Genomic DNA, 20,985 nt, shown 5'->3' with positions numbered 1-20,985 from the left:
ATCCGGCTGCCGACCCCCGCCGGGTGCAGCACGACAGCCGCTCTAGCCTCCGAGGTTTCCCCGTGATCAAGCCCGATTCGGCGTTTGCGCGCCCGGTGCAGGCGGACTTCGGCGGCTGGCTGGCCCAACTCGATAGCTTCGTCGGGCAAAGCCTCGGTGGGCGCTTGACCGGCCTAGCTATGGCCAGGCTGTTCTGGGGCGCCGATGCTGAGTTAAAGATGCAGGACCGTACACTGGAGCCGGCTGTTTTCAGCCAGCGGTTCAGTGACACAACGGGAACTACGCCGATGCTGCACGGCTATCATGTGCAGACCGAGGGCGTGCAGTTCCGACTCGATACGTCGCGCGTAGATGCCTTCATCGCCGCCGAGATTGAGCATCTGACGGAGAACCCGGAGACAAGGCGTTGGCATGCGGGCCAGATGCTCCGCTACATGGTGGAGGACGCTGCGCAGGCCATTGGCATCAATGGCTTCGAAGCCAGACGAGGGGCGGACCTCTTTGTCTCTGCCGCTGCCGATCCCGCCTTGCGCCCAAGGCTCCTGGAAGCGATCCGATTCTGGGACGGCGGAGGCTTGGCTCGCCTGCTCGAGGAAGTGCGGGCTAGCCGGCTTTCTCAGCATCCTCTAATGACACAGACACGAGTAGCCCGCGTGGCTGCCACCTTGGCGGACCGCCGCTTGCAGCCAGCTTTCCAAGATGCGGTACGGGCGGCGGAAAGTCCCACTAGGTTCTCCGCCTGGTTGCGCACCTGTCTTTTGAATGGGCTTACGGCACGCCTGAAGGATCTTTTCGTTCATCTAGGGCGTGGTGATGATCGGCAGGTGATTGGGCACGTGCGTCTACCAGCACAGTTCGATGGAACGACCGATGACGTAATCACAGTTTGCGAGGCGGGCGCTTATGGGGACGGTACGACGCGTGCCTTCGTCGAGAGGATTGGGCAGGTCTCGACAGAATGGATGAACGACTTTGTGGGGCTTTGTCCCAATGCAGAAGAGGACGCGCTCCTAAGGACGGCTCTAGGCAGGCGCGAGCGCCACGTAGAATGGCGTAGAATCGACCCAAATGACCCCGCGGCCCTTGCGACCTGGGCACTCGAACTGGGCCAGACACCAGATCGACCGCTACCCGCAAGCCTGCTCCGTATCTTCTTCGACACGGAGCGCATAGGCGGAGAGCGGATCGAACTGTATGACCTGGCTATCGCTGCAGCCCAAGCCGAGGCGCGCCTGCGTCAGGAAATGGGTCGTCAACCCTCTGCGTGGGAACATGTTAGCGCTGTAATTGCGGCGGCAGAGGCCGAGCCGAGGTCAGCGCCTGGCCGCCTGCTCGCAGCCTACGGAGCCTTGGAGGATGCCTCGCAGGAGGGCTCGCTAAGCGCAGAATCGCGCCTAGCGGATCAAGTTTATCGGTTGGGTGCACACCTCTGCGTCGACGGCTGCCAGGCTTGTGTTCACCATTCGAGCGACTTGATGTCCGAGACCATGGCGGAGGCTTCGACAAGTAGGCGGCTTCTTCAGAGGTTCCTGGCCTCCTGAGCGGTAGTTACCTTCAACGATCTGAGTGCGTCTTGACCCTTCAGCCATTCGAGCACCTCCGTTTCAAGGAAATCGAGGGTAGCTCGATTGGCGGCCAGGGCTTGCAAGAACGCAGCTACCTTCGGATTGCCAGCCACGGTCTGCTGCTCGGCGACTAGGGTCTCGCGCATTTTCTGGAGGCCCCTCACCTTCGGCGCCAAGTCGATGAGGGGAGCCTGGCTGTGTTGGCGAGCGTCAGCTGCGGCTTGAACCATTCTGAGCCCGAGGTCGCGAGCACCTGGAAAAGCGCTTAACAGTGCCCCGACAGATCCCAACGGAGCGAACTGCTGGTCAATCATCCGCGTCCAAAGCAGTCGCAACTGGCCCTCGAGCACACCGAGTGACTGGACAAACGTCGGATACTCTTCGAATGCGTACTCCAGGGTTTGTTCGTCGCAGACTTCCTCCATCGCTTTGGATAATTCGAAGGCAGCGTCTAAAGCGCGGCCGACCTGCTCCTTGACCTGTGTATCGGAACGACCGTTGAGAAGAACTGCCAACTCCACAAACGCCTTGAGACGAAGTTCGTGTCGGCTCGCGTCAGAGAAACGCTGCAAACGCTGAGTGGCGCGGTCTCCGAGACGAACGCCCGCGACTGCGGCCGGCAGGACCTGTGACGTGTTCTCTAGTTCTTCCAACGGGTCAGTCATGGCGCCTGCTCCCACGCTAAATTGGCTTCAGTCACGGCGGCATTCAGACTTTGTCCAACCTGATTAATCTTGGCGAGCGTGCTACCGGCACCAGCAGCACGCAAGTACGAAGCGGCAGCATTGTTTAGGTCTTTGCAAAGTTGCTCCCCGAACTTCAACGCCTCAAGCGCGGTGCGGAGGTCGCCGGCGGGCTGCGAGATCAGCCAGGCTAAGTTTTCAGATGGTCGTTGCGGAATAGCCTCACGATCCTCCACTGCTTGGATGAGACGTTGCAGCGCCGAAACATAGTCGGGGCGCTCCAAGTCGCCTGACATCCTTTCCCAAATTTCGCGCCAACGCCGCTCCAAATCAGGTGGCAGTTCCCGGAGAAGCGGGAACACCTTCCCCGCCGCCATGTTCAGTCTAGTCAAGCGCGCAGCAAGGCCCTCGCCGCGGAGCAGGCCGTCCATCTCTGCGGCACGGTCCTGCAGCAACTTGAATTCGAGATTTGGGATCCGTCTCAGACAATCGGCTACCTTTGCGGCCGTCTCTCGCAAGCCGCGGTCATCCAGAATACCGGTGCTTCCCGAGACCTCAGCGATAGGTAAGAAGCTGAGGTGACGTTGGAGTCTAACAATGGCTCGGGCGGCAGATCCGGCGGCGGCTAACCCAAACTCAGTCGAGTTGCCCTGCGGCAGGCGGACCATTTCGTGCAGCATTGCGCGTATTTTCTCGTGCTGCTGGTCGGTATTGCGAAGCGCGTCCTGCCACGGTTCCGTACGCGACTGAGGCGCTGTCGTTGCCCCGTCTTCGTCGCTGAGTACAACCCGCCAGAGATCTGCAGTCGGCGCATCAGGCGGCACAGAGCCTTTGAGCCATGCTCTGGCCAGTAGCACCTGCGAAGCGCTTGCAGCGACATCCCAGCGAGACCCGTCAGGCAAAACTGGCAGTGCACGTACCGCGTAGGCTCGGGCCAATGCCCCGAGGCGACGCATCATAAAGGCTAGGCGGCGGCGATTGTACTCCTGACTGAGTTCCGAGTCCCCTCCAGTGCGAAGAGCACAGTAGGCCTCAAGCCCATCGTATAGCCAAATCTCCCGAGGCACGGCGAAGGTGTAGCTGCGGACTTGCGATGACCCGGCAACCTGAACTCTGTTCACCGTGAAGATGCTGTTCCAAATCCAGCGATCGAGACCGAGGTCTCGCGGATCAAGACAGTTAAGTAGTTCGAAAAGTACCTCGTTCCAGAGTTGTGGCTCCTTAATCGCGGGGTTGCCCTTCCGCGCCTCGGCCACATGGGTTTGGAGGCGTTGGAGCTTGGTCTTGGCTGTAACGTTGGCGGCTACCCGCGGGGATGCCGGAGTGGCCTGAGGTGCTGCACGAGGAACCCCGGACGCTGCGGCAGGTGGTGTCAAAGGTGCAGCAGCGGTCGCTATCTGTTGGGGAGCGGGCTCCGCTTCTGGTTCCGTGGTAGCTCCGTCGAATTCATGCGGTTGTTCGCGATTCGTCATCGGCGGCGGCGTAGTTACACTGGCGTCGCCAAGCCACGGCAGCCGGAAGGACGTGAACAGGGGCTCGGGCACTTCGGCAAGCCGCATGATACCGTCCGCGCCTAATGTCGTTTCCGGCTCGTTCGGATCTCCCCAGTAGACGAACGTGCGACGGAGCCGTTCCCGTGTTTGCGGATCGGTCTCATTCGCTTCGACTAAGGCACGCATCGGGCCGGTTAGTAAGCCGGCGCGTTCATCGAATTTTTCAGTTTCAATATCCGGGCCAGGATACCGCGCTTCGTCGAGAGCTGAAGGATTGAGAAGAGTGGGACCTAGGACGTTTTGTAGTAACCCGCGAGGCGTTCGGTGGGTCTGTCCTTTGTCATCGGTTTTCAATGCATAGAAGAGCGTATCAAGTGCCGTTTTTGTGAAGGGGAACAAGCCCATGTCATCTACCTCGCCAAACACGGCGTGACAGGCCTGACGCTTGGGGCACCCCAGGCAAGGATTCGGCGGCGGAAAATCTCGACGCTGCTGGATTTTTTGCCCCCAGGCGGTAAGAGCACTTTTGCCCGCTCGCGCCGCGTTCAGATATCTGCTCGCGAAAGCAAGGCGATCCGCGCTTTGGCGAAGCGTAACGGCCTCATCGCTACCGCCGGACTCTCCGAGTTGGACCTCGTGGGTGATGCGATCCTTGTAGTTCTTCTGTAGGTCATCGTAATACTTGGGCGTCACGCCGACGACGGAAATCAGGGGACACACATCCGGGCGCGTGGCGCTATCAAGGACCAGTGCGTCGATCAGCCCATTATCGAGGCCCTGCCAGGCAGTAATGTCCTCAAGCAAAAGGACCAGGCGCGCTTGGTCCTTGAGTTCTGTGCGAACTTTGCGGAAAAGTAGGATTAGATCCTCGCTCGTAACCCCAATCACGCTTTGAACGGCATCATTAAGACGCAAATTGAGTGCCTTGATCAGAGGCAAGCTGGCTGAAAGTTCACTCGCGTGCCGTGTACGGATGTCGTCTTCGGTTTCCCCCTCATCTAGCCAGTCGCGGATCTTTTCGGCCTCGACAATCAGTTTGCGCGCAAACCGCTCGCTTGCCGCGCTGTCGCTGACGCCCCGACAAACACGCGCAAGAGCTAGCACGTCGTCGAGATTGAACTGAGCGCTCTCGGAATTCCGGGAGCTAGACTTACCATCCATTAATTCCAGTATCCGACGAGGGCTCTTCCAACCTTTGCGGACGTCCAAGCTCTGGATCAACAGAGACAAATCGTGCTTATCACACCAAGCTGCATCCACCCGGGGCTCTTCAAAGTAGGAACCCTTGAGCATCGCGCCGAGCGTCGACTGGAAGACCTCTGCACGTCCAGCGATGCCCGCAGCCTGGCGTCGTAGACTTAGATTTTCAAAAAGCGACGCAGACGCTGGCCACCTCTCAATCATCGCTTTTCTGAGCTGATCGAGGGCTCCCTGGAGGCTGCCGTCGGCACGCTGCAAAAGGAGCACGAGGTCTTCGCCCTTGGGCCAGTGCACCGCCAGCCAGCGAATCAGGTGCGATTTGCCTGATCCGGGATCGCCTTGCACCACGCAGAATGCGTGGCTCCGATCACTGGCGGACAGTGCGTCGAGTAACCCGGCCTCCGTCGGTTCGACAACCTCGTGGCGTTTGGCGCCTGACACGAGAAAACCCCGAATAGGCGAATGGGTCGCCAAAAACAGAGTGTCGTCGACCCCTAAAGCCTCGATGCGCAGCATGGCATCCGCGTCATCCTTATCCCAGCATGCTTTCGATGGTAGCAGCTCAAGCATCTGCGCGCTCCGCAGGCAGGGTTACGAACTGGACTGCCTTAATCCGGCTGAAGCGATCGTCAGCTAGATTCACGAGGCCTGCCGCGTCCGTCAGCGAACCGAGGGCGAGCACGCCTTCTTCATCAAGATCGCGAAGCGCCGTACTGAGGATGGGAGAGACCGCGCGTCCCTTAGTAGGCAAGCCTAGCTTTTCGGCGGCTGAGTTGTAGAGGGCGCCTCCATCCAAATATGGCATGCGCTCTGAGATGACTTCTAGGAATCGGCGGATCGGGATCTGCTCGCCACGTGGGAAATCGGAGTGAGCCAGTTCTCGCGCCAAACGCGACGAGACATACGGGTGAGGACCGTCGCCTGGAAGATCGAGAGCGAGACCGATGAGGATCATCCATCGCCAGAACGGCGCAAATTTGTATTCGTTGAAGCGACGTCCCTCGGCGGCAGTGTTCACGCGCCTAGGCAGGACCGTGTTGAGGGCGTCCGCGAGAGCTTTGTTAGTCGCGGCGTGCAGCCAAGCAGTTCCTTTTGCCTGCTCCGAACGTGCAACGATGTAGGCGAAGGCCTGCGGGAGCACAGCATCGGCGTGCTCGGAGTTTAGACTGAGCAATCGTTCGTGCGTGAGGTCGGCGAGATCATAAAGGCTGGCGAACTCCAAACCGTCGTTGATTCGGCAGCGACCGTCCTCCTGACTAACAAAGTTGAGGCTTAAGGCCGCTGCCAGCGTCTGCTCCGCCGCAGGGCTGATAATCGCTCGTGGCGTAGCCTGGATGAATGGGGGATCGAGCCATGCAAGCAGGTCGGCCCGGGCCATTTGACCATCGTGGGCTGCAAGAACCTGAAGGAGGGACAACACCCGGTCCGGGGTGCCTTGAGTGGATGATAGTAGACTCATGGCACCTCTTCCGTCGCCAAAGTTTCGAGATACGTTTCTAGATAGCTGCCAAGAGGTGAGGCGACCTGATCCAGGCGGCGGCCGCCAACAAGGGTGGCGGGGTCCGCGACCAGTACAAGGCGTTGCTTTGGGAAGTGCGCAGAGAATATCTCCGTTTGCCGAAGCCATTCATCGATTTCGGATGCCGGGTCCGGCAAGATGGTGGCGGTTGATAGATCCGCAAGCGACCACCGGCCCTCCAACCATTCCGAGTGAGGAAGGACAAAGCCGAGGTTCGCATTTTGGCGGGCGAACGTCTCCGCGGCCTCTTTCTCCCAGCCATTTGGGACAACGATTTGTTGGATACCTGCCCGGGCCAAACGCCCGAGAAGTCGCTTTTTGCCAACGGCCGAATGATACGCTTCGGGGCTGACTAGCAGGCGTCCTGAAGGGCCTCGGCAGACGGGTGGTCCCTCACTCCAAAACTCGTTCAATCCTCCGGACGGAATGTGCCTGGGTGCTGGTCGATTTCGCTCGCGACAGGCTACACAACGTCCACACGCTGGGGCATCCCAGACTTCCGGCTCGATCAGGCTGAAAGCGGAGACCAAAAGGCAGTCCTTCTCGCGAGATCGCATAAGTCTAAGGAAGCGCCGCGCTTCGGAGACAGCCGTCGCCTTCTCGGATTCCCGTAAGGCAAATACTTCGTCCCATGCGGGTGCTGAGATTTGTTCGTCCCCAAGCAATTCGTCTCGGTGCAGCACGACGTGCCAAGTTGGGTGGGCTTGATGCTCGTCAACCGTGACAACTTCAAGCATTGCAGCCCGCTGAAGCAGATTTAGGAGGCTTTGGTTCCAGCGCCTATTGTAGCTACCAGTGTGGCGGCCGAGACGCGGAGGTGCTGCGTCCAGAGGCAAGGTCATACGTCGCTGCGTGCCAGGAAGCCAATGGGTTTCCGCTTGGTCACGAAGGGCCTTCCAATGTTCCTCGGCAAACGGTCGAGTCAACCAATCGCTCGCCGCCATTCGCATGGCTTCGCTTGCATCGTCTCTGTCGGGACCTTCGGTCCAAAGGGCAAGCGCAAGCGCCTGATGGCCGTCTCGACCGCCGCGGCCGATCTCCTGATACCAGCGTGCTGCACTTTCCGGCAAACAAGCGTGGATAACGGAACGAACGTTTTTCTTGTCGATTCCGAGCCCAAAAGCGGAGGTTGCAACAATGAGATCGAGCTCGCCGTTGGCCCAGCGAGCTATCACCTCTTGTCGCTCTGCCGCCTGCGTATCGCCCGTGAAGAGGGCGAGGCGTCTGTAGCCACGAGCGTAAAGCTCATCATGGAGATCTTGTGCGGCGCGGACGCGCGTCGTGTATACGATTGAAGGTCGGGGGCAGAGGTCTACTGCGCGCAGAACCGCTTCGTGTCGCTTCGCTGAGTCAACGAAGCGGCGCGTTACCACGTCAAAGTCATAGCGTGGGACGCCGGCGTGAATCTCAAGCCAGGGATCTTGTCCGTAGCTGCGCTTGAGGACGTCACGAGCGCTGGAGGAAAGCGTAGCCGAAAGGAGCACGGTGATTAATTTCGGATTAGCTTGCCGCAGGGCAGCTACGAGTCCTGGAAGACGCTGGAAGTCCGGCCGAAAGGTGCGCCCCCAGCTTTCGATGATATGCGCTTCGTCGACGAAAATGGCCTCAAGCCGAGCTTCCAGACCGAATTTCTCCTCGGGAGGTTTCGCCACTTCTAGTAATGTCTCACGGGCTCGGCCGAAAGCCACCTCCGGCGACATGAATAGCACCGGAATCTCGCCACGCCGGAAGGCGAACAGGATTTCCTCGCGATCTGAATCGGTTAAGGCGCCATGGATCGCACGGCTGCGCTCAAGTCCCTCCAGCCCACCTAATGTCCGCTCGTGATCTTGAGCTAGCCCGACCAGGGGCGTGATCACAAGCGCGCAGGCGCCTGGTCGAGCGGATCGCCATGACCTCGGACCGATCTGGAATAGAAGGCTCTTCCCCGAACCGGTGGGCATCGAGACAGCTAGGGAGGCGCCGGGCGGCGCGGTTAGCAGCGCTCTAACCGCGGCTTTCTGGGTCTCACTTTGATAACTGTCATGTGCCGAGAACCGAAGCAGGACCGCGTCAGCTGCGGCGGGCTGGAAAGCTCGGCGAAATTCCGAATCGAAGCGCAAAGCATCACTGAGTCCTGGGGCGATCTCATCGAGTTCTTCCACGCGAAGCCTAAGGCCGTACTTGTCGACCGCTAGGCCATATCTGTCGGCGCCGGCTAGTTCGGTCGGTTCAAGGCGACCAAAATCGTCTGCTGCCAGCCATCCGCCGGCGGCACGGACCCAACTGCGCAGCAGCGCCAGTCGGTCAGCTACAGCACTCGCAGCCAGATATGCAGCCCGTATGTCCGAAATATGCGCTGCGCGCCAATCTTCTGATTCGCCCACTTTAGACCCCCACTAATTCTTGCGCAGAGGAGCGGGCTGCGCAACATCCATGACTGTTCCTCGTGGGAGAAGGAAGAACAGCTTCCACGCGCGAGTGTTCCGTTTTCAGCAAATGCTAACGGAACACTTCCGGCTGTGCGATATTGAATCAAATCGAGTGTCACGGGGTTTCGATGCGTAAACCTGCAGGCGGCATCCGGCTGGCTGCATCGACACCTGCGTCCGATGACGACGATATTTGAATACCAGGTTGAAACATTCCAGTCAGTCCCTCTTAGCAGCCTCGATAACGGATGGGGGACCACTTAGCCCGCGCGAGTGGTTGTCGCCCGGCCTGCGCAGCTCTGCGAACGCAAAGTTGAGACCGTATTGGTCGCTCGCGACACGCCGTGAACGGCGTACGTCAACTCACAAGTCGGCGCGATCCTTGTGCATAAGCGTCCGGGCACAGCGAACCTATTAGTCGTCAACCCGCGCTATCGCTTGTTCGCCAAGGCCATGCTGATCAGCTTAGCTGCATGCTGCTTCAGCCCAGGCACCTGCGACCTGATCTCGGCCTCCGCCCGCGACGCAATCCCCTGAACCGTCGTCGCTGCCATAATCACCGTTCGCTTACCACCATCCGGCAGCGCAAACTCGCATGCGACTTGGACCGGCACGCCTTTGGCCGCGTCCACGGCCTCGCGGATCATCCTGTTACGCTCCTTTTGGGGCGACGTCCTGCGCGCCTCCGCAGCCCTGAGGGCCTCCAGCGACATGTACTCCTTGCGCGAACTGTTGCTGCGCGCCATCAATTCCTGCCGCTCTCGCTCCTCAGCCTCCTCGCGCTGCCGCTCGCGCTCGATTTGGTCGAGGCGCGCCAAACGCTGCCGCTCGTGCTGCTCAGCCTCGCGCTGGTGCTCGTCGACCAGGAGTCGCTCGTCGGCCTCGGTCCACTCTCCGAAGCTCACCTTCAGCCGCTGCCGGCGCAGCGCCTCGATCATCGCCTCACGGCCGACTTTGCGCTCCGCAATCACATTCAGTAGTTCTGGCAGATGCATCTGCCCCACTTGCAGCGTCGCCTTCGCCGGATATTCCCCGGCGCTGCCCAGCACATACACGATCACGTAGCCGTTCTTCGTGTAGCCGTGCCACCCCGCCTCGATGGCCATGCCATGCGTCTTGTGCTCGTCAGCCGAAGAACGGCTCCCGCCCTTCGCCTCAAGGATCGTTACGCCTACCATATAGTCGCCCATTTCAAACTCCAGTTGTGTTGTTGCCCCTCTCGGCCCATCCGGGTTGCCCAGTAGGTGGGGCTCCTTTTTGTATTGGCCCCTGACCGCCGGAAAAACGAGCACGGTGGGCTGCCGTCGCCTGACCGGACGCTCCGGACTCCGCCAGTGCTGGACGCGTGGAACCCTAGTCTACGGTAAGAGGAGCAAATTACGAGGGGAGAGCAGGCGGCTTTGCGAAAACAAATAAACTTGACTGTCAAGTTCCGGCTCAAGCCTTGAGCTTTCGGAAGACAAGCGGAAACGTCTTGTCTTGTCGTCAGCCGTGGCAGTATCTCCTTGAAGGCAAGGAAAAACAGTGCCCGTGTGAAAATGTTCCCTTCGCTTTTTTAGTGGATGCTAACGCAATGCCGTGCGATATTTAGTCAAATTCGAGGGGCGTGAGAGTTCCAATGCGTAAGCCTGCCGGCGGCGTCCGGCTGTCCTTCATTCGCCCGATGGAGCCCGAGCTGCTCGAGCAGCCGCCCAAAGGCGATGGATGGAGCCACGAGGTCAAGTTCGACGGCTACCGCGCCCAGTTCATCAAGTACGCCGGCAGCATTCGCCTCTACACCAAGACCGGGGTTGACTGGACTGCCAAATATCGGCCGTTAACCGCAGAGGCAAAGAAGCTTGGGGGGAGAGCTTCATCATTGAGGGGCGAGACGATCGTTACCAACGAAGTTGGGTTATCCGTCTTCCACGGGCTGCGCTCGGCATCAACAGGCGCCTGCAGGACCTTTGTCTGGTCGCGTTCGATCTCCTGCCGTCTAAACGGCCATGATCTGCGCTACATGGCTGGCGTTGAAGGATCCGCGCGAGATACAGCAGGCACTGGTCCCTGCCGACGGCCATATCCAATTCAGCGAAGCGCTGCCGGGCACCGGCGATGCCGTCTTCCAGGCGGGCTTGGAAGGCAACGTGTCGAAGCGACTGGATAGCGTCTACCGCAGCGGGTCGACGATGAACTGGCGCAAGATCAAGTGCTACGTCGAGAAGGAAATGGGCATCATGGGCATGAAGCGCGAGGCCGGGAAGCCGGCGATGGTGCTCATGGCCGAGAACGGCCGCTACATGGGCGGCGCCTTGGTTACGCTCAAAGTCGGCAAGCGGCAGGCTCTATGGGACCGCGTGAAGAGCAAGGCCGGCGCGCCAACCCATGCCAGGCTTAAGGACTTCCGGGAGCAAGACTAGCTGCGCATGGGCAGGTTCTCTCGGATAGCTTCGGTGAAACCTCTTATGAGATTTTGCACCACCCGATCTTCCTGATCGGATGCGTCGCTTGCTTTTGGGCCAATTTCTTCCAAGGTCGCTACGACCTTTTTCATAATTGGCACCCCCGCCTTCTCCATTTCGGCCATCATGACGACGGCTACAGTCGACATGAAGCGCACTGCCGCCTGACTGTAGATATCGACCGTTACCTCTTCCAATTGATCCTCCAATCAAAGGGCCTTTCCGCCACGCAACATCGCCCTGGCAATAGCTAGGTCGGCTTCGACCTTGGCGTTTTCCTTCTGCGTCATGTCATCGGCCGCGATCAGGCGGCGTAGGGCGCACATCACCTTGCCGCGCGCCCACCCGACTTCAAGCATGCAGTCGACGATCGCTCCGAAAGAGCCCGGCCGAACAAGGGCGCGGGGCGAACTGGGCTGGAGCGATTCACGACGACAAAAGCTGTTGTACCCTGGCTAAGGTTTGCGCAGGTTCCATGGCGGCGATGATCTCTGTCGGCTCGCCACTAGTGTGGAAAGGCGTCATGAATTTTATCGGGGTCCCGTTGATTTCCGTTAACTGGCCACTCCAGGCCAGTGAATAGAGCTTCTTCAGGTCGGCGGTGTCATCGGCGGTCAACTTGCTGTCCGCCCCGTAGTTCATGATGCTGAACTTCTTGTGCGTCCCAAAAATGATGGAGGGCCAGGTGGTCTCGCTGACCTGCGCGAAAAAATGCCTGAGGCCAAAGATGTGACCGATTTCGTGTACCAGGGTCTCAACTTGCTCCGTCGCATCCTGCTCGAAGATTTTCGGATAGATCGTCAGCACGTGCCGTCCGCCATCGGGAAAGAACGCGCTGGCCAGCACGCAACCGTTGACGTCGCAGTCGTCGCTATGTTTCACGACAATCTCGAAATCCCAGGCATCGTCTCGCTGAGCGAACTTGATTGGCGCAGCATCGCCCCAGGCTAGGATGGCTTTCGCGAACAGATCCGCGACTTGAGCCTTGACCTGCGCGGGATCTGCAAACGACTGGACCGAACTCTCGCGAAACTTCCAGCGCAGCGTTGTTCCTTTCGCCCATAAGGGAATGAAACCTTCCGAGGCGTCGACGACGATTTCCAGAGGAGATTTGCCCTTTGGGGTCTGGTGCCCGCGTTCTTCAGTGTCGCAGCGGACGCCCTCGCGGATGACATGGACAAGCGGTTTGGTGCTGCGCTCAGCTGCCTTCTCATCCCTGAGTTTCGGCGAACCGTTGGCTTTGATGGGCTTTGCGGGTGATTGTGTCGTTGCTTTTGTCCGTGCCATGTGAAGTTCCTCCCCATCGAATAATCAAACGCAATTCGTGCGATCCGGATCGGCCAGCTTGCCGATTGGCGGGGCCCCGCTAAACCGTTCTACGCAGGGACATTCTTGAACCAGCTTGCCCGGGTACCGGGCGAAGTCCGCATGTGGTCCTTCAGGGCTGAGGGTGCAGCTTCCGGTTCGGGGCCGTAGATGATCCTCAGGGCAGCTTGCATGGTCGGCACATCCAGGACCAGTCCCGGGTGACCAGGATGGACGTGGCCGGCATGGTGGGTTGGCGATGTCGACGCACGCGCGCCTTCCCACGGCTCGTCGTTCTTCACCCAGGTACCGTCGACCGCGAACCATTCGACACCATCAAGGGTCATTGGCTTGACCACTCCAGGGCGTACGGCTTCCTGGGCGCGGTACCAGTCTGTTATGCGGTCATCGACCCATCCGTGCAGCCGCCAGAAAATGGGATTCACGTGCGATGAGAAAGTCTCGCCGAGATAGTCGTACTCGGGATCAAGCCATTTGCTGTCAAAGTCCAGTGCGTCGCGGCCGTTGGAAAGCGGCAGACTGCGCTTGGCCGCATCACTGGTGGGGTCGCGGGTCACTGAAGTCCATCGCATGTGCATCCAATTGTGGATGGTGAACTCGATCCGTGAGCCAAGCTCACCGAGCGACAGGGATGCGAGGTAGTCCGCCGAGGTATAGAGCGCTTCCCAAGCCTGGAAGCGGCCATAAAGGGTGGAGGTTTTCCTGAGTTCAAACAGCCAACTGGTCGTGTCAGGGTCACCTGGCACGACCCACGCTGGCGGCAGAGCGTACCCGTCGAGGTTGCCAATCTGCGACGCCTTCGTTCCGGGCGCAAACGACGAGGGGAACTGCGGCTGCGGCAGACGTCGCCATGTCCCGACGGAGGGATCCATCGTCCGAACGTCCTTCACCATGCGCCGGTGCATGTAGAAGAAGTCTTCGCCCGACCCGTTGGAAAGTCGACCGGGGGACAGACTTGCCCGCTCCTTGGACTTTGGGCCAGGCTGCCAACCGGTTGCGCGCAGCGCCTCCTTCTTGGAGTCGCTCAGGCTGTCCCATGAGTCGCGCGAGGCGTGCCAAAGTGCATGATGGTAGCGATGTTCGGCAGAGCTCATCATGTCGACGACGCTTTTCGCCAAGGGAATCGCTTTGCGCGGCTCCAGGAAATCCGACTTCACCGCGACAAACGAAAAGACTGAACCCGCCGGAGCTCCACCATGGGCCACGGTGCGCGTCACTGTTCCCACGATCGTTGGACGGTTGCGCGGAGCATCGGGCCACTCGGGAGGCAGGTAACCCTGATAGTCGTAGATCCAGCCGTCATACTCGGATTGGGGTTTGCCCCTGGCACGCCAGCTGATCGTCGCAGGGTTGCCGGGTACGAGGGTACCCTCAACCGTCAAGAAGGGTTCTGTGCCGTCACAGACATCCGGGCGCTCCCCCAGTAGACCATAGATGCGCCCATCCTCGCTGACTTCGAGGGACAGTTCGGCCTCCCAGACTTCCAGTTTACCAAAATCACCAACATTGCCTGGGGTATTTAGAAAGCTTCGATACGTCCAGATGCCTGAGATATCTAAATTGACACTCACCGAAGCCCCCACCGTTCCACTTTCGCCATGTCCCATATTAGCAATAAGGTATATCGAGTCGAATCCTAATTGTTTTAGTGCCTAAATATGACAGCGTTCGCCATGAGCAAATCACGCCGGAGCCCCGTTAAGATGCAATAACAACCGACGCCCGAAGGTCCTCTGAGGGGCCCGAAGGTCGTCGTCTCAAACGGGTCAAGAGTTGACATTCCGTTGGGACCGGAGCGGTCCGGCGGCAAGCCTTTCGCGATTGCTGCGCCTGCCCGACCTGAACCGTTCGCTCAAACCCTGATATCGGCCGGTGAACGAAGCTCTGCAACGATCTCGGTTCGGGTAGCAGCTTCCTCGTTCGAGAAACCGTCGAAATCGGCAAGACCGTTGAAGGACAGTCCCGTCATGCGCTCTATCGAAGCGACGCTCCGTTGATAGGTCTTGAAGGCGCCGAACACAGCTTCGAGATGCTTAAGCTCTGCAACTTGATCGACAATATAGGCAGTGCTCGAGGGGCGACCGGCGTTGTCGACGAAACTCAGCACTTTCCAGTAGGCCGTGGGTATCTGTATGCCTCGATACGTCCTGTCGCTGTCCCGGAAGACTGGTCCCGTGAACACGATAACCTTCGTGTCCTGTGCCTTGGCATTGCCCAGCACATAGTCCTCGAGGCTCAGCCATGTTTTCTGATTGAAGTTTGCCGCCTGCGGCGAGCAGTTCGTGAAATGGAAGGTGTCGTCATTTGCTATCTCGGCAGTGTCGCCCCAGACCGGATCTTGCCGGCGCACCAAGTGGCCGCGATCCAGAATATTGTCGACATAAAGATCTTCGCCGATCTGGAACTCGTCCGCAATTCGGCCGTCGAGGAACCACTTGTCGTTTTTCCGCTCTACGTTTCCCGGCGTGCTGCCATCGATATTGACTGCAACAAACATTGCCAGCCGGCGCGCCGAGTGCATCACCACGCTGAAATGTTCGTAGTCGAGACGGCCTTCGCTTGAACCCGATACCGACGCAACGAAGCGTTTCAGTTCGCCCAACGGGGCTGGCAGCGGAACAGTAAACCCAAGGAAATCATCCGTGTAGCCGCCGCGACCCTCAAAATGCGCAGGCGGGGTGCGCTGCGGACGTCGTCGACCTTCCACGCGTTCTAATTCGCGTTCCGCAGCCACCTCCGTTTCGACGTCCGCTGGTCCTCCGAGGCGCGAAAGATCGCCAAGACGTGGGCGATAGGAAAGATCGATGCTCATGCTGTCCCCCTTTTGAGTTGCTATGTTTACACGGCGCTTCCGGAAAATGAGCCGTCTGACAGATGGAAGTTCGGCAGCTGATCGGCGGCGTCATATGGCGCCAGAAGCAGCGCGTCGTAAGCCTGCACCAGTTTTGCGACAGTCCGACAACGCCTGCCTGTAATCGTGCGCTGTTCAAGGGCAGAGAACAGCTGCGAAATCAATCCCGCAAGATCGAGGAAGGCGACGAGGCGCGCCAGCAGATAGTCCACCTCACGCAGGCTGGCCCCGCTTTCATGGAACATACCAGGGATGAGGTCCGTCGGCCAAAACGGAGCAAGCCCCGCGATATCCGCTATTGCCTGAGCAAAGCTTGATGAATCGGCTGCAACCACGTCACCAAGTGCGGCCCGTATTGGGTCGTAAAGTTCCGGCGAGCGCCCGCGCAACAGCAAACCCAGTGCACGTTGCGCCGTCATCGGCACTCGGGGCTGCGTTGACCAGGAACCCTCTGCAGAAAAGATAACATTCTCCTCGCATTCGTCCAAAAGTCCTAACTCTGATGAATGGGGCGGGTTGGAATCGAATGTCATCAAGTGAAGCCGCAGGCTTGCGGGCATCTCCGCATATGCACTTGAAAGACCGCTTGCATCGCGAATCTGGGACCAGAGCGCGACCAACCTCAGGAGACGCGGTTTGACCTCGAAGGGTCGCAACGTTGTCAAAGCGCGACTCTTGTCCCAATAACGCGCCAACGCGCGAAGACGCAGGGACAGGATGGAATACATTGGGGCGCCTTCGAGCACGGAATAGGTTGGGATGCCATCGAGTACAGGAGAAGTCGCGATTGCGTTGCGATAAGATGGCTCATTGACGAATGAGGGCGCGCGACCCAATGCCACTGTCGCGACTGCCAGGGAGAGCAGGGTCCCGACGCGAAATGGCGGAGTGGCTGACGGTGCATTGACGGGGTGAGGAGCAGCCGCAACCCATTTCAACATAGACTCGTCTACCGATCCCGTCGCAAGGCAGGACAAAGCCCATTTCCAGGTCCAATGGCTGGTGACATCACCCAGCCTGTCGAAAGGAGGATCTTCCAGGGGGTTGTCACGAAGCGCAGCCACCGCATGAGCTCCGTCAAGGAGGACCCGCTCGAAATTGGCCTCGGCAAAGCTTGATTCGATGCGCTGTGATGTTTCTTCGTCTAGGAGAACCTCGAACTGATCACGGGCCTGCAGCCCAACCGGTGAGACCTTGAAGTCGCCAGAACCCAAAAGGGCCTCGAACTGAATGGTGTCATCTTCCTCCGCCTGATCAAGAATCGCTTGCCGCGAGCTGGTTCCCCGTCTGGTGCGCCGAGCTCCACGGGCAGCATCAACCATGCTTCGTTGCGCCACCGGAAACGAGGCAGCTTCCGCCACCGAAAGCGCCTCGTCGGAGCCTTTCTCACGACGCAGGATGGCGCGCGCTTCAATCGGCATGGCCGAAACGTCGTCGCCCGCGATATCGAGCACCCTGCGCACAAGGCTTTGGTCCGACGCAAGGATTCCCACCTCGCCGAGAAACGCATCGTGATAGGCGGCCAGCGCTATCGCGTCGGGATCATTGGCGCCCGCAGTGCGGTACCACTCCGCTGCTGTTCTGTGTACGGCGCGAACGGTTTCGCGCATCGCGATATTGGCGTTCTCCGAGGGCGTCAGGTCGCCATTCAGCATCGGCAGCATAATCCGACGAAGTACCGGGATGTGGCGCACGGCATTAGCGCCTACGCGCTCCACCAACCAGACCTCGCGCGACAAAGCTCCGAACAGATCCGCTGCCTGCTGGTCATCTATTTCACCAAGACCAGTCGGTACCGCAAGGACGTGACGGATCAAGGCCGGCGTCACGATGTTCAACGCAAGACCAGGATGCGCCAACCGCACGAGAGAGCCGCGCGGCACCACTCGTTCGCCCTTGCTGTCCCTGATCGTGTGGTCCTTCAACCGATCGAGGAAACGTGAATAGAGCACGCGTGTGCTCGCCGCCGCGCTCAGAACGCCCGCTCCCTGGGCAGTTCCAACAATCAGGTCGATTTCACTGGCCTCGCGGCCGCGGGCAAAGGCTGCCAGCAAAATGAGGATCAAGGGGAACCGCGGCAGCGCTTCTACAATCCTCTGAGCCCGCGCCCTGGTAAAAACGCGCCGGTCGGCGCGGGCACGAAGAAAATCGATAGCCGCGGCAACATCAAGTTCGCCGACCTCAAGGTGCGCATCGAACCAGCGCGCTGACAGGGCTTGATCCGGAAACGGAGGCGCACGACCTGCTACCACCGAGCGGACCGCTCCGAAGATCATCGAACCGTTCGGAGAGACAAGCTTGCTCAGCGAATCGATGAAGGCCAAAACCAGACCGAACGGCTCCTGGCTGATGGTCTCCGCACTCATATCCGAGCGGACAAGAACTTCCTCGAACGTGTCGACAATAAGCACCAGAGTCTCCGCCGCAAGTGCGCGACCACTCAGCGCCTTCTGCAATTCCTCACGCATCGTCGAGACGACAAGCAGGTTATCGGTGCCTGTGAGGCGCTCGACGCCATCTCTCTGTTGGGCCAACCTGTGCAAGTGCTGCCGAGCTTCGGCGCGGACTTTTGACAGAGCTGCGTCAAGTGCTGGCCTGGCGAACCCAATCTGGCGCGTCAGTTCGTTCAACCATTCGCGCTCGCCGCCAAGCGCGACGTTCTTTTGATCGAAATCCAGGCAGACAACAATCGGTCCTGACCAATCCTGGCGTTGAGTTCGCCGCATAAGATCAGCGACGAGAGCCGATTTGCCAGAACCGCCGATCCCCGTCAGCAATAGCGGACGCAAGCGATGGGGCTCGCCCGCCGGTAGATCCAGACCCATCAGAGGCCAACTCACCGAACCATCAGCGACATAGCTGTCCAGCGCCGCAACGTCGCGGTCACGTCCAAAGAGCTTGGCGGGCGCAACATAGTCCTGCCGCCGGCGCTCGGCTTTGCGGGCCAGCAGGATGCGCGGATCCATCTCGGGTCCTTGCGCGACGGTGGTGTTCCGGGTTGGCAACGACCGTGCGAAGTCGAGTGCGAGCGCCTGCAACATCAGGTCATCCGCGGACATCCTCTGCATCGAGAGGCCGCTCCCGGCAGCCCCTTCTCTCAAAGTGGCCTGCAAGATCTGTCCGAAACGGTCTCCCGCTTGCGGCTTCGCGAGCGCAATCGTGAGGTCGAGCTCATCGCGCGCGACGAGTTCCTTCAACGCCCGATGTCGCGCTTCCGTCTGCAGCCGCCAAAGCACATCTTTGCCGACAACAACTTCTTCGATCGACGCGGACAACACGCTGAAGATGCGGTCCTCTACCGCCTCATCACGCTGACCAGGCGCAACCTCCGCAAGAAGTCGCGAGGGGTCAAACGTCCCGACGACGGCCGCGCGTCTACAAACTGCATCAGCAATGACTTCCGGAGATTCGACGAGCGCGTCGGTCACTAAAGCCCCATCCGCTTTTTGAGATGAGGATCGAGATCGTTCTTCACGATCGCCGCAACCGCCTGCGTCATGCTGAAGTCCTCAGTGACACGGCCGCTCGCCACAGACGTCACCACGCCTGCGAGGCACTCGTAGGCTGCATCCGGCAAGGCGAACCGCCCATCCACACGGTGGCCTACCCAACGCGCGACTCTGCCGCTGTCGAGATGTGTGAGGGGTTTGTCCAGTCTTTTCGCCCTGATCCCTTGAAGAGACGGCAAGTCGACGTCCGCGAGGCCAACCAGAACAAGACGCAGGGATGGGGCGGCCGATACCTCAGCATAAAGGAAGTCCAGAAGGATGCGGGTAGATGGATCCGGCAGGGAATGCTTCTCCAGGTCGTCAATTACGATCCACAGCGTACGCCCGCCGGCCGCTGCGACGAGCCTCTCCTTGACCTCGACAGCGATGCGAGCCACGATTTCATTGATTTCGGTCGACTGGCGATCGCCAGGGAGGGTCGCGCCATTAATCGGAGGCAAATTTGCCGATAACCCGCGTTTGACCGCGTCAAGGACAGCACCGGCCGACTTGGAGGCGTCGTGCAATAGACTGGCTGCACTCATTTCGACGATGTCATGCTGTGAAGCGTCCAGATGCTCTTTCAGAATTCTCTTCGAGAACGACTTTCCCACGGCCCGATATGGCTTTCCGTCGCCAGCAGTGTCCGACCGAACGATCAGTATTTTGACTTTGCCCGCGCGAGCTTCGGCGATGGCCTCCTGCAATTCCCCACGGCCAATCAGCGGATCGCCGTTCGATAGAATTGGCTTCAATGCTCGAAGGTCCCCCATCCGTGCCTGGATGGCTGTACCGGCCTTCTGCCGCACTCGGCGTAGCGGAATCGCGATATTGATCACCGACTTGCGAAGCTGCTTTCCCGTGTCGTCGGTGATGTCGGCATTCTGACCGAATTCGACGCCGGCCTGATGCAGCGCGACGGGACGCATATCGAAATCCAGGCACGGTCCGCCAGACGATCCGCCTATCGAATTCGCATCGTGCAGAACCCGAGCCGAGGTTTTCGGGGGCGTGCCACCAAGAAGCTTGGCGAAAGCCGGCTTTACGTCGAAGCTGCCGTAGGACACCCGCATGGAATATTCGCCCGGATGATGCAGCAACACCATGTTGCCGCGCGGCAGAGGCGGTTCTTCCCCGATGATGTCGTAAAAGCGTCTGTCCAATCCGACAGGTTCGGCGATTTCCACGACAGCGAAATCGTCGAACGGTTCGAAGGCGGTGACGTCTTGCGGCCACTGGGCGCCGGTCTGTTCGTCGTTCGCATGTTCGCTTCCCTCAGACCTGCTCGCCGCGACCAGCCAATCAGAGCTCGCCGAAATCTGCGTTACGCCTCCGGCTTGGGCAGCACGAGCCGTGAAATCGAATTCGACGCGTAACGCTGCAGCGCTGTTCTCCTTCGCGCGCCATGCTTCGGCTGGCGCAAGACCCGCGGCAGCCGCTTCGGCAGATGGCAGCGATTCCAGTAGGCTCTGAACCACGTGCCAGTTGGTGAGAACAAGGCGGGGTCCGATTAGAAACCCAGTCCCCCTGATGCGTTTTTCCCCCTGTCTGACGACGACCCGGCATGTGCAGCGCTGCGCCCGCATAAGACCCGCATTCACCTCATCCGGATCGCGGAAACGCTCAGAGTCGTTAATTATCGCTTCGAAAGTGATCTGCGCCTCATGTCGTGCTTCCCCATCTGCCGTCAGGGCGACCGCCATGACGACGCCGCCGCCTTTCGGCGCAGCGGTGAACAGCGTGGCTCCCGCCGCGGAGCACAGATCGCCCAGAAACCCATGCTCTTTAGCGTGGTCCAGAGCGACACGCATATCGGCTTCATCGCGGGCAGGGCCGAGTTCAAGCGGCTCTCGTTTCTGTCTTCGAAATGCGAGAGCCTTGAATCGCGTTAACTCGTCAGGGCGGGCATCCACGAAGGTATCGAAGGCCTTCTCAAACGTCTCGCGCGACGCCTTGAGCTGCCGAACGAGTTCCGCCACATCAAGTTGATCGGATGGCTCAGGCATCG

Annotated in this window: 14 protein-coding genes; 2 read left to right on the top strand and 12 right to left on the bottom strand. The window is 59.7% G+C overall.

What is annotated here, in order from left to right; genetic code table 11:
• Window positions 1-62: 62 nt before the first annotated feature.
• Entirely contained in the window at window positions 63-1,541 is a 1,479-nt protein-coding gene (locus EJ067_RS22070) for a hypothetical protein (protein ID WP_126087352.1), read from the top strand.
• On the opposite strand, the gene EJ067_RS22065 is transcribed toward EJ067_RS22070, so the two are convergent.
• The 5 genes from EJ067_RS22065 to EJ067_RS22045 all read right to left on the bottom strand — a co-directional run bounded on the left by EJ067_RS22065 (window position 1,520) and on the right by EJ067_RS22045 (window position 10,061).
• Window positions 1,520-2,230 carry a hypothetical protein gene (locus EJ067_RS22065; RefSeq protein ID WP_126087351.1) on the bottom strand — a complete coding sequence of 237 codons (711 nt, stop codon included), beginning with the start codon at window positions 2,228-2,230 and terminating at the stop codon, window positions 1,520-1,522. The genes EJ067_RS22070 and EJ067_RS22065 overlap by 22 nt on opposite strands.
• Window positions 2,227-5,511, bottom strand: a complete 3,285-nt coding sequence (locus EJ067_RS22060; protein ID WP_126087350.1) for a hypothetical protein — start codon at window positions 5,509-5,511, stop codon at window positions 2,227-2,229. Before EJ067_RS22060 ends, EJ067_RS22065 begins: the two co-directional genes overlap by 4 nt.
• Window positions 5,504-6,319: a hypothetical protein gene (locus EJ067_RS22055; RefSeq protein WP_126087349.1), complete on the bottom strand. Its 816-nt coding sequence runs from the start codon at window positions 6,317-6,319 to the stop codon at window positions 5,504-5,506. Before EJ067_RS22055 ends, EJ067_RS22060 begins: the two co-directional genes overlap by 8 nt.
• Before the next feature lie 77 nt (window positions 6,320-6,396).
• Window positions 6,397-8,826: a helicase-related protein gene (locus EJ067_RS22050; protein WP_126087348.1), complete on the bottom strand. Its 2,430-nt coding sequence runs from the start codon at window positions 8,824-8,826 to the stop codon at window positions 6,397-6,399.
• Between the two features lie 476 nt (window positions 8,827-9,302).
• Window positions 9,303-10,061 (bottom strand): hypothetical protein, encoded by a 759-nt coding sequence (locus EJ067_RS22045; RefSeq protein WP_126087347.1) that lies wholly within the window; start codon window positions 10,059-10,061, stop codon window positions 9,303-9,305.
• An 819-nt stretch (window positions 10,062-10,880) separates the two neighbouring features.
• Here EJ067_RS22045 and EJ067_RS35525 point away from each other — a divergent pair.
• Complete coding sequence (locus EJ067_RS35525) at window positions 10,881-11,270, top strand: hypothetical protein (RefSeq protein WP_245468013.1); 390 nt, start codon at window positions 10,881-10,883, stop codon at window positions 11,268-11,270.
• Here the strand turns inward: EJ067_RS35525 and EJ067_RS22035 are convergent.
• From EJ067_RS22035 to EJ067_RS22010, 7 genes are all read right to left on the bottom strand, one after another.
• A complete protein-coding gene (locus EJ067_RS22035) occupies window positions 11,267-11,509 on the bottom strand; it encodes a hypothetical protein (RefSeq protein ID WP_126087346.1) in 243 nt (80 codons plus the stop codon). The genes EJ067_RS35525 and EJ067_RS22035 overlap by 4 nt on opposite strands.
• 12 nt (window positions 11,510-11,521) lie before the next feature.
• On the bottom strand, window positions 11,522-11,671 hold the full coding sequence (locus EJ067_RS34705; RefSeq protein WP_189510071.1) for a hypothetical protein: 150 nt from the start codon (window positions 11,669-11,671) through the stop codon (window positions 11,522-11,524).
• Window positions 11,672-11,738: 67 nt separating this feature from the next.
• Window positions 11,739-12,599 carry a matrixin family metalloprotease gene (locus EJ067_RS22030; protein ID WP_126087345.1) on the bottom strand — a complete coding sequence of 287 codons (861 nt, stop codon included), beginning with the start codon at window positions 12,597-12,599 and terminating at the stop codon, window positions 11,739-11,741.
• Between the two features lie 89 nt (window positions 12,600-12,688).
• Window positions 12,689-14,209 (bottom strand): hypothetical protein, encoded by a 1,521-nt coding sequence (locus EJ067_RS22025; protein WP_126087344.1) that lies wholly within the window; start codon window positions 14,207-14,209, stop codon window positions 12,689-12,691.
• 281 nt (window positions 14,210-14,490) lie between these two features.
• On the bottom strand, window positions 14,491-15,450 hold the full coding sequence (locus EJ067_RS22020; RefSeq protein ID WP_126087343.1) for a DNA/RNA non-specific endonuclease: 960 nt from the start codon (window positions 15,448-15,450) through the stop codon (window positions 14,491-14,493).
• Between the two features lie 26 nt (window positions 15,451-15,476).
• Entirely contained in the window at window positions 15,477-18,917 is a 3,441-nt protein-coding gene (locus EJ067_RS22015; RefSeq protein ID WP_126087342.1) for an ATP-binding protein, read from the bottom strand.
• Window positions 18,917-20,983: a trypsin-like peptidase domain-containing protein gene (locus EJ067_RS22010; protein ID WP_126087341.1), complete on the bottom strand. Its 2,067-nt coding sequence runs from the start codon at window positions 20,981-20,983 to the stop codon at window positions 18,917-18,919. Before EJ067_RS22010 ends, EJ067_RS22015 begins: the two co-directional genes overlap by 1 nt.
• Between the last annotated feature and the right edge of the window lie 2 nt (window positions 20,984-20,985).

The sequence above is a fragment of the Mesorhizobium sp. M1D.F.Ca.ET.043.01.1.1 genome (genome assembly GCF_003952385.1).
Taxonomy (GTDB): domain Bacteria; phylum Pseudomonadota; class Alphaproteobacteria; order Rhizobiales; family Rhizobiaceae; genus Mesorhizobium.
This window is presented reverse-complemented; position numbering and strand designations above follow the sequence as displayed.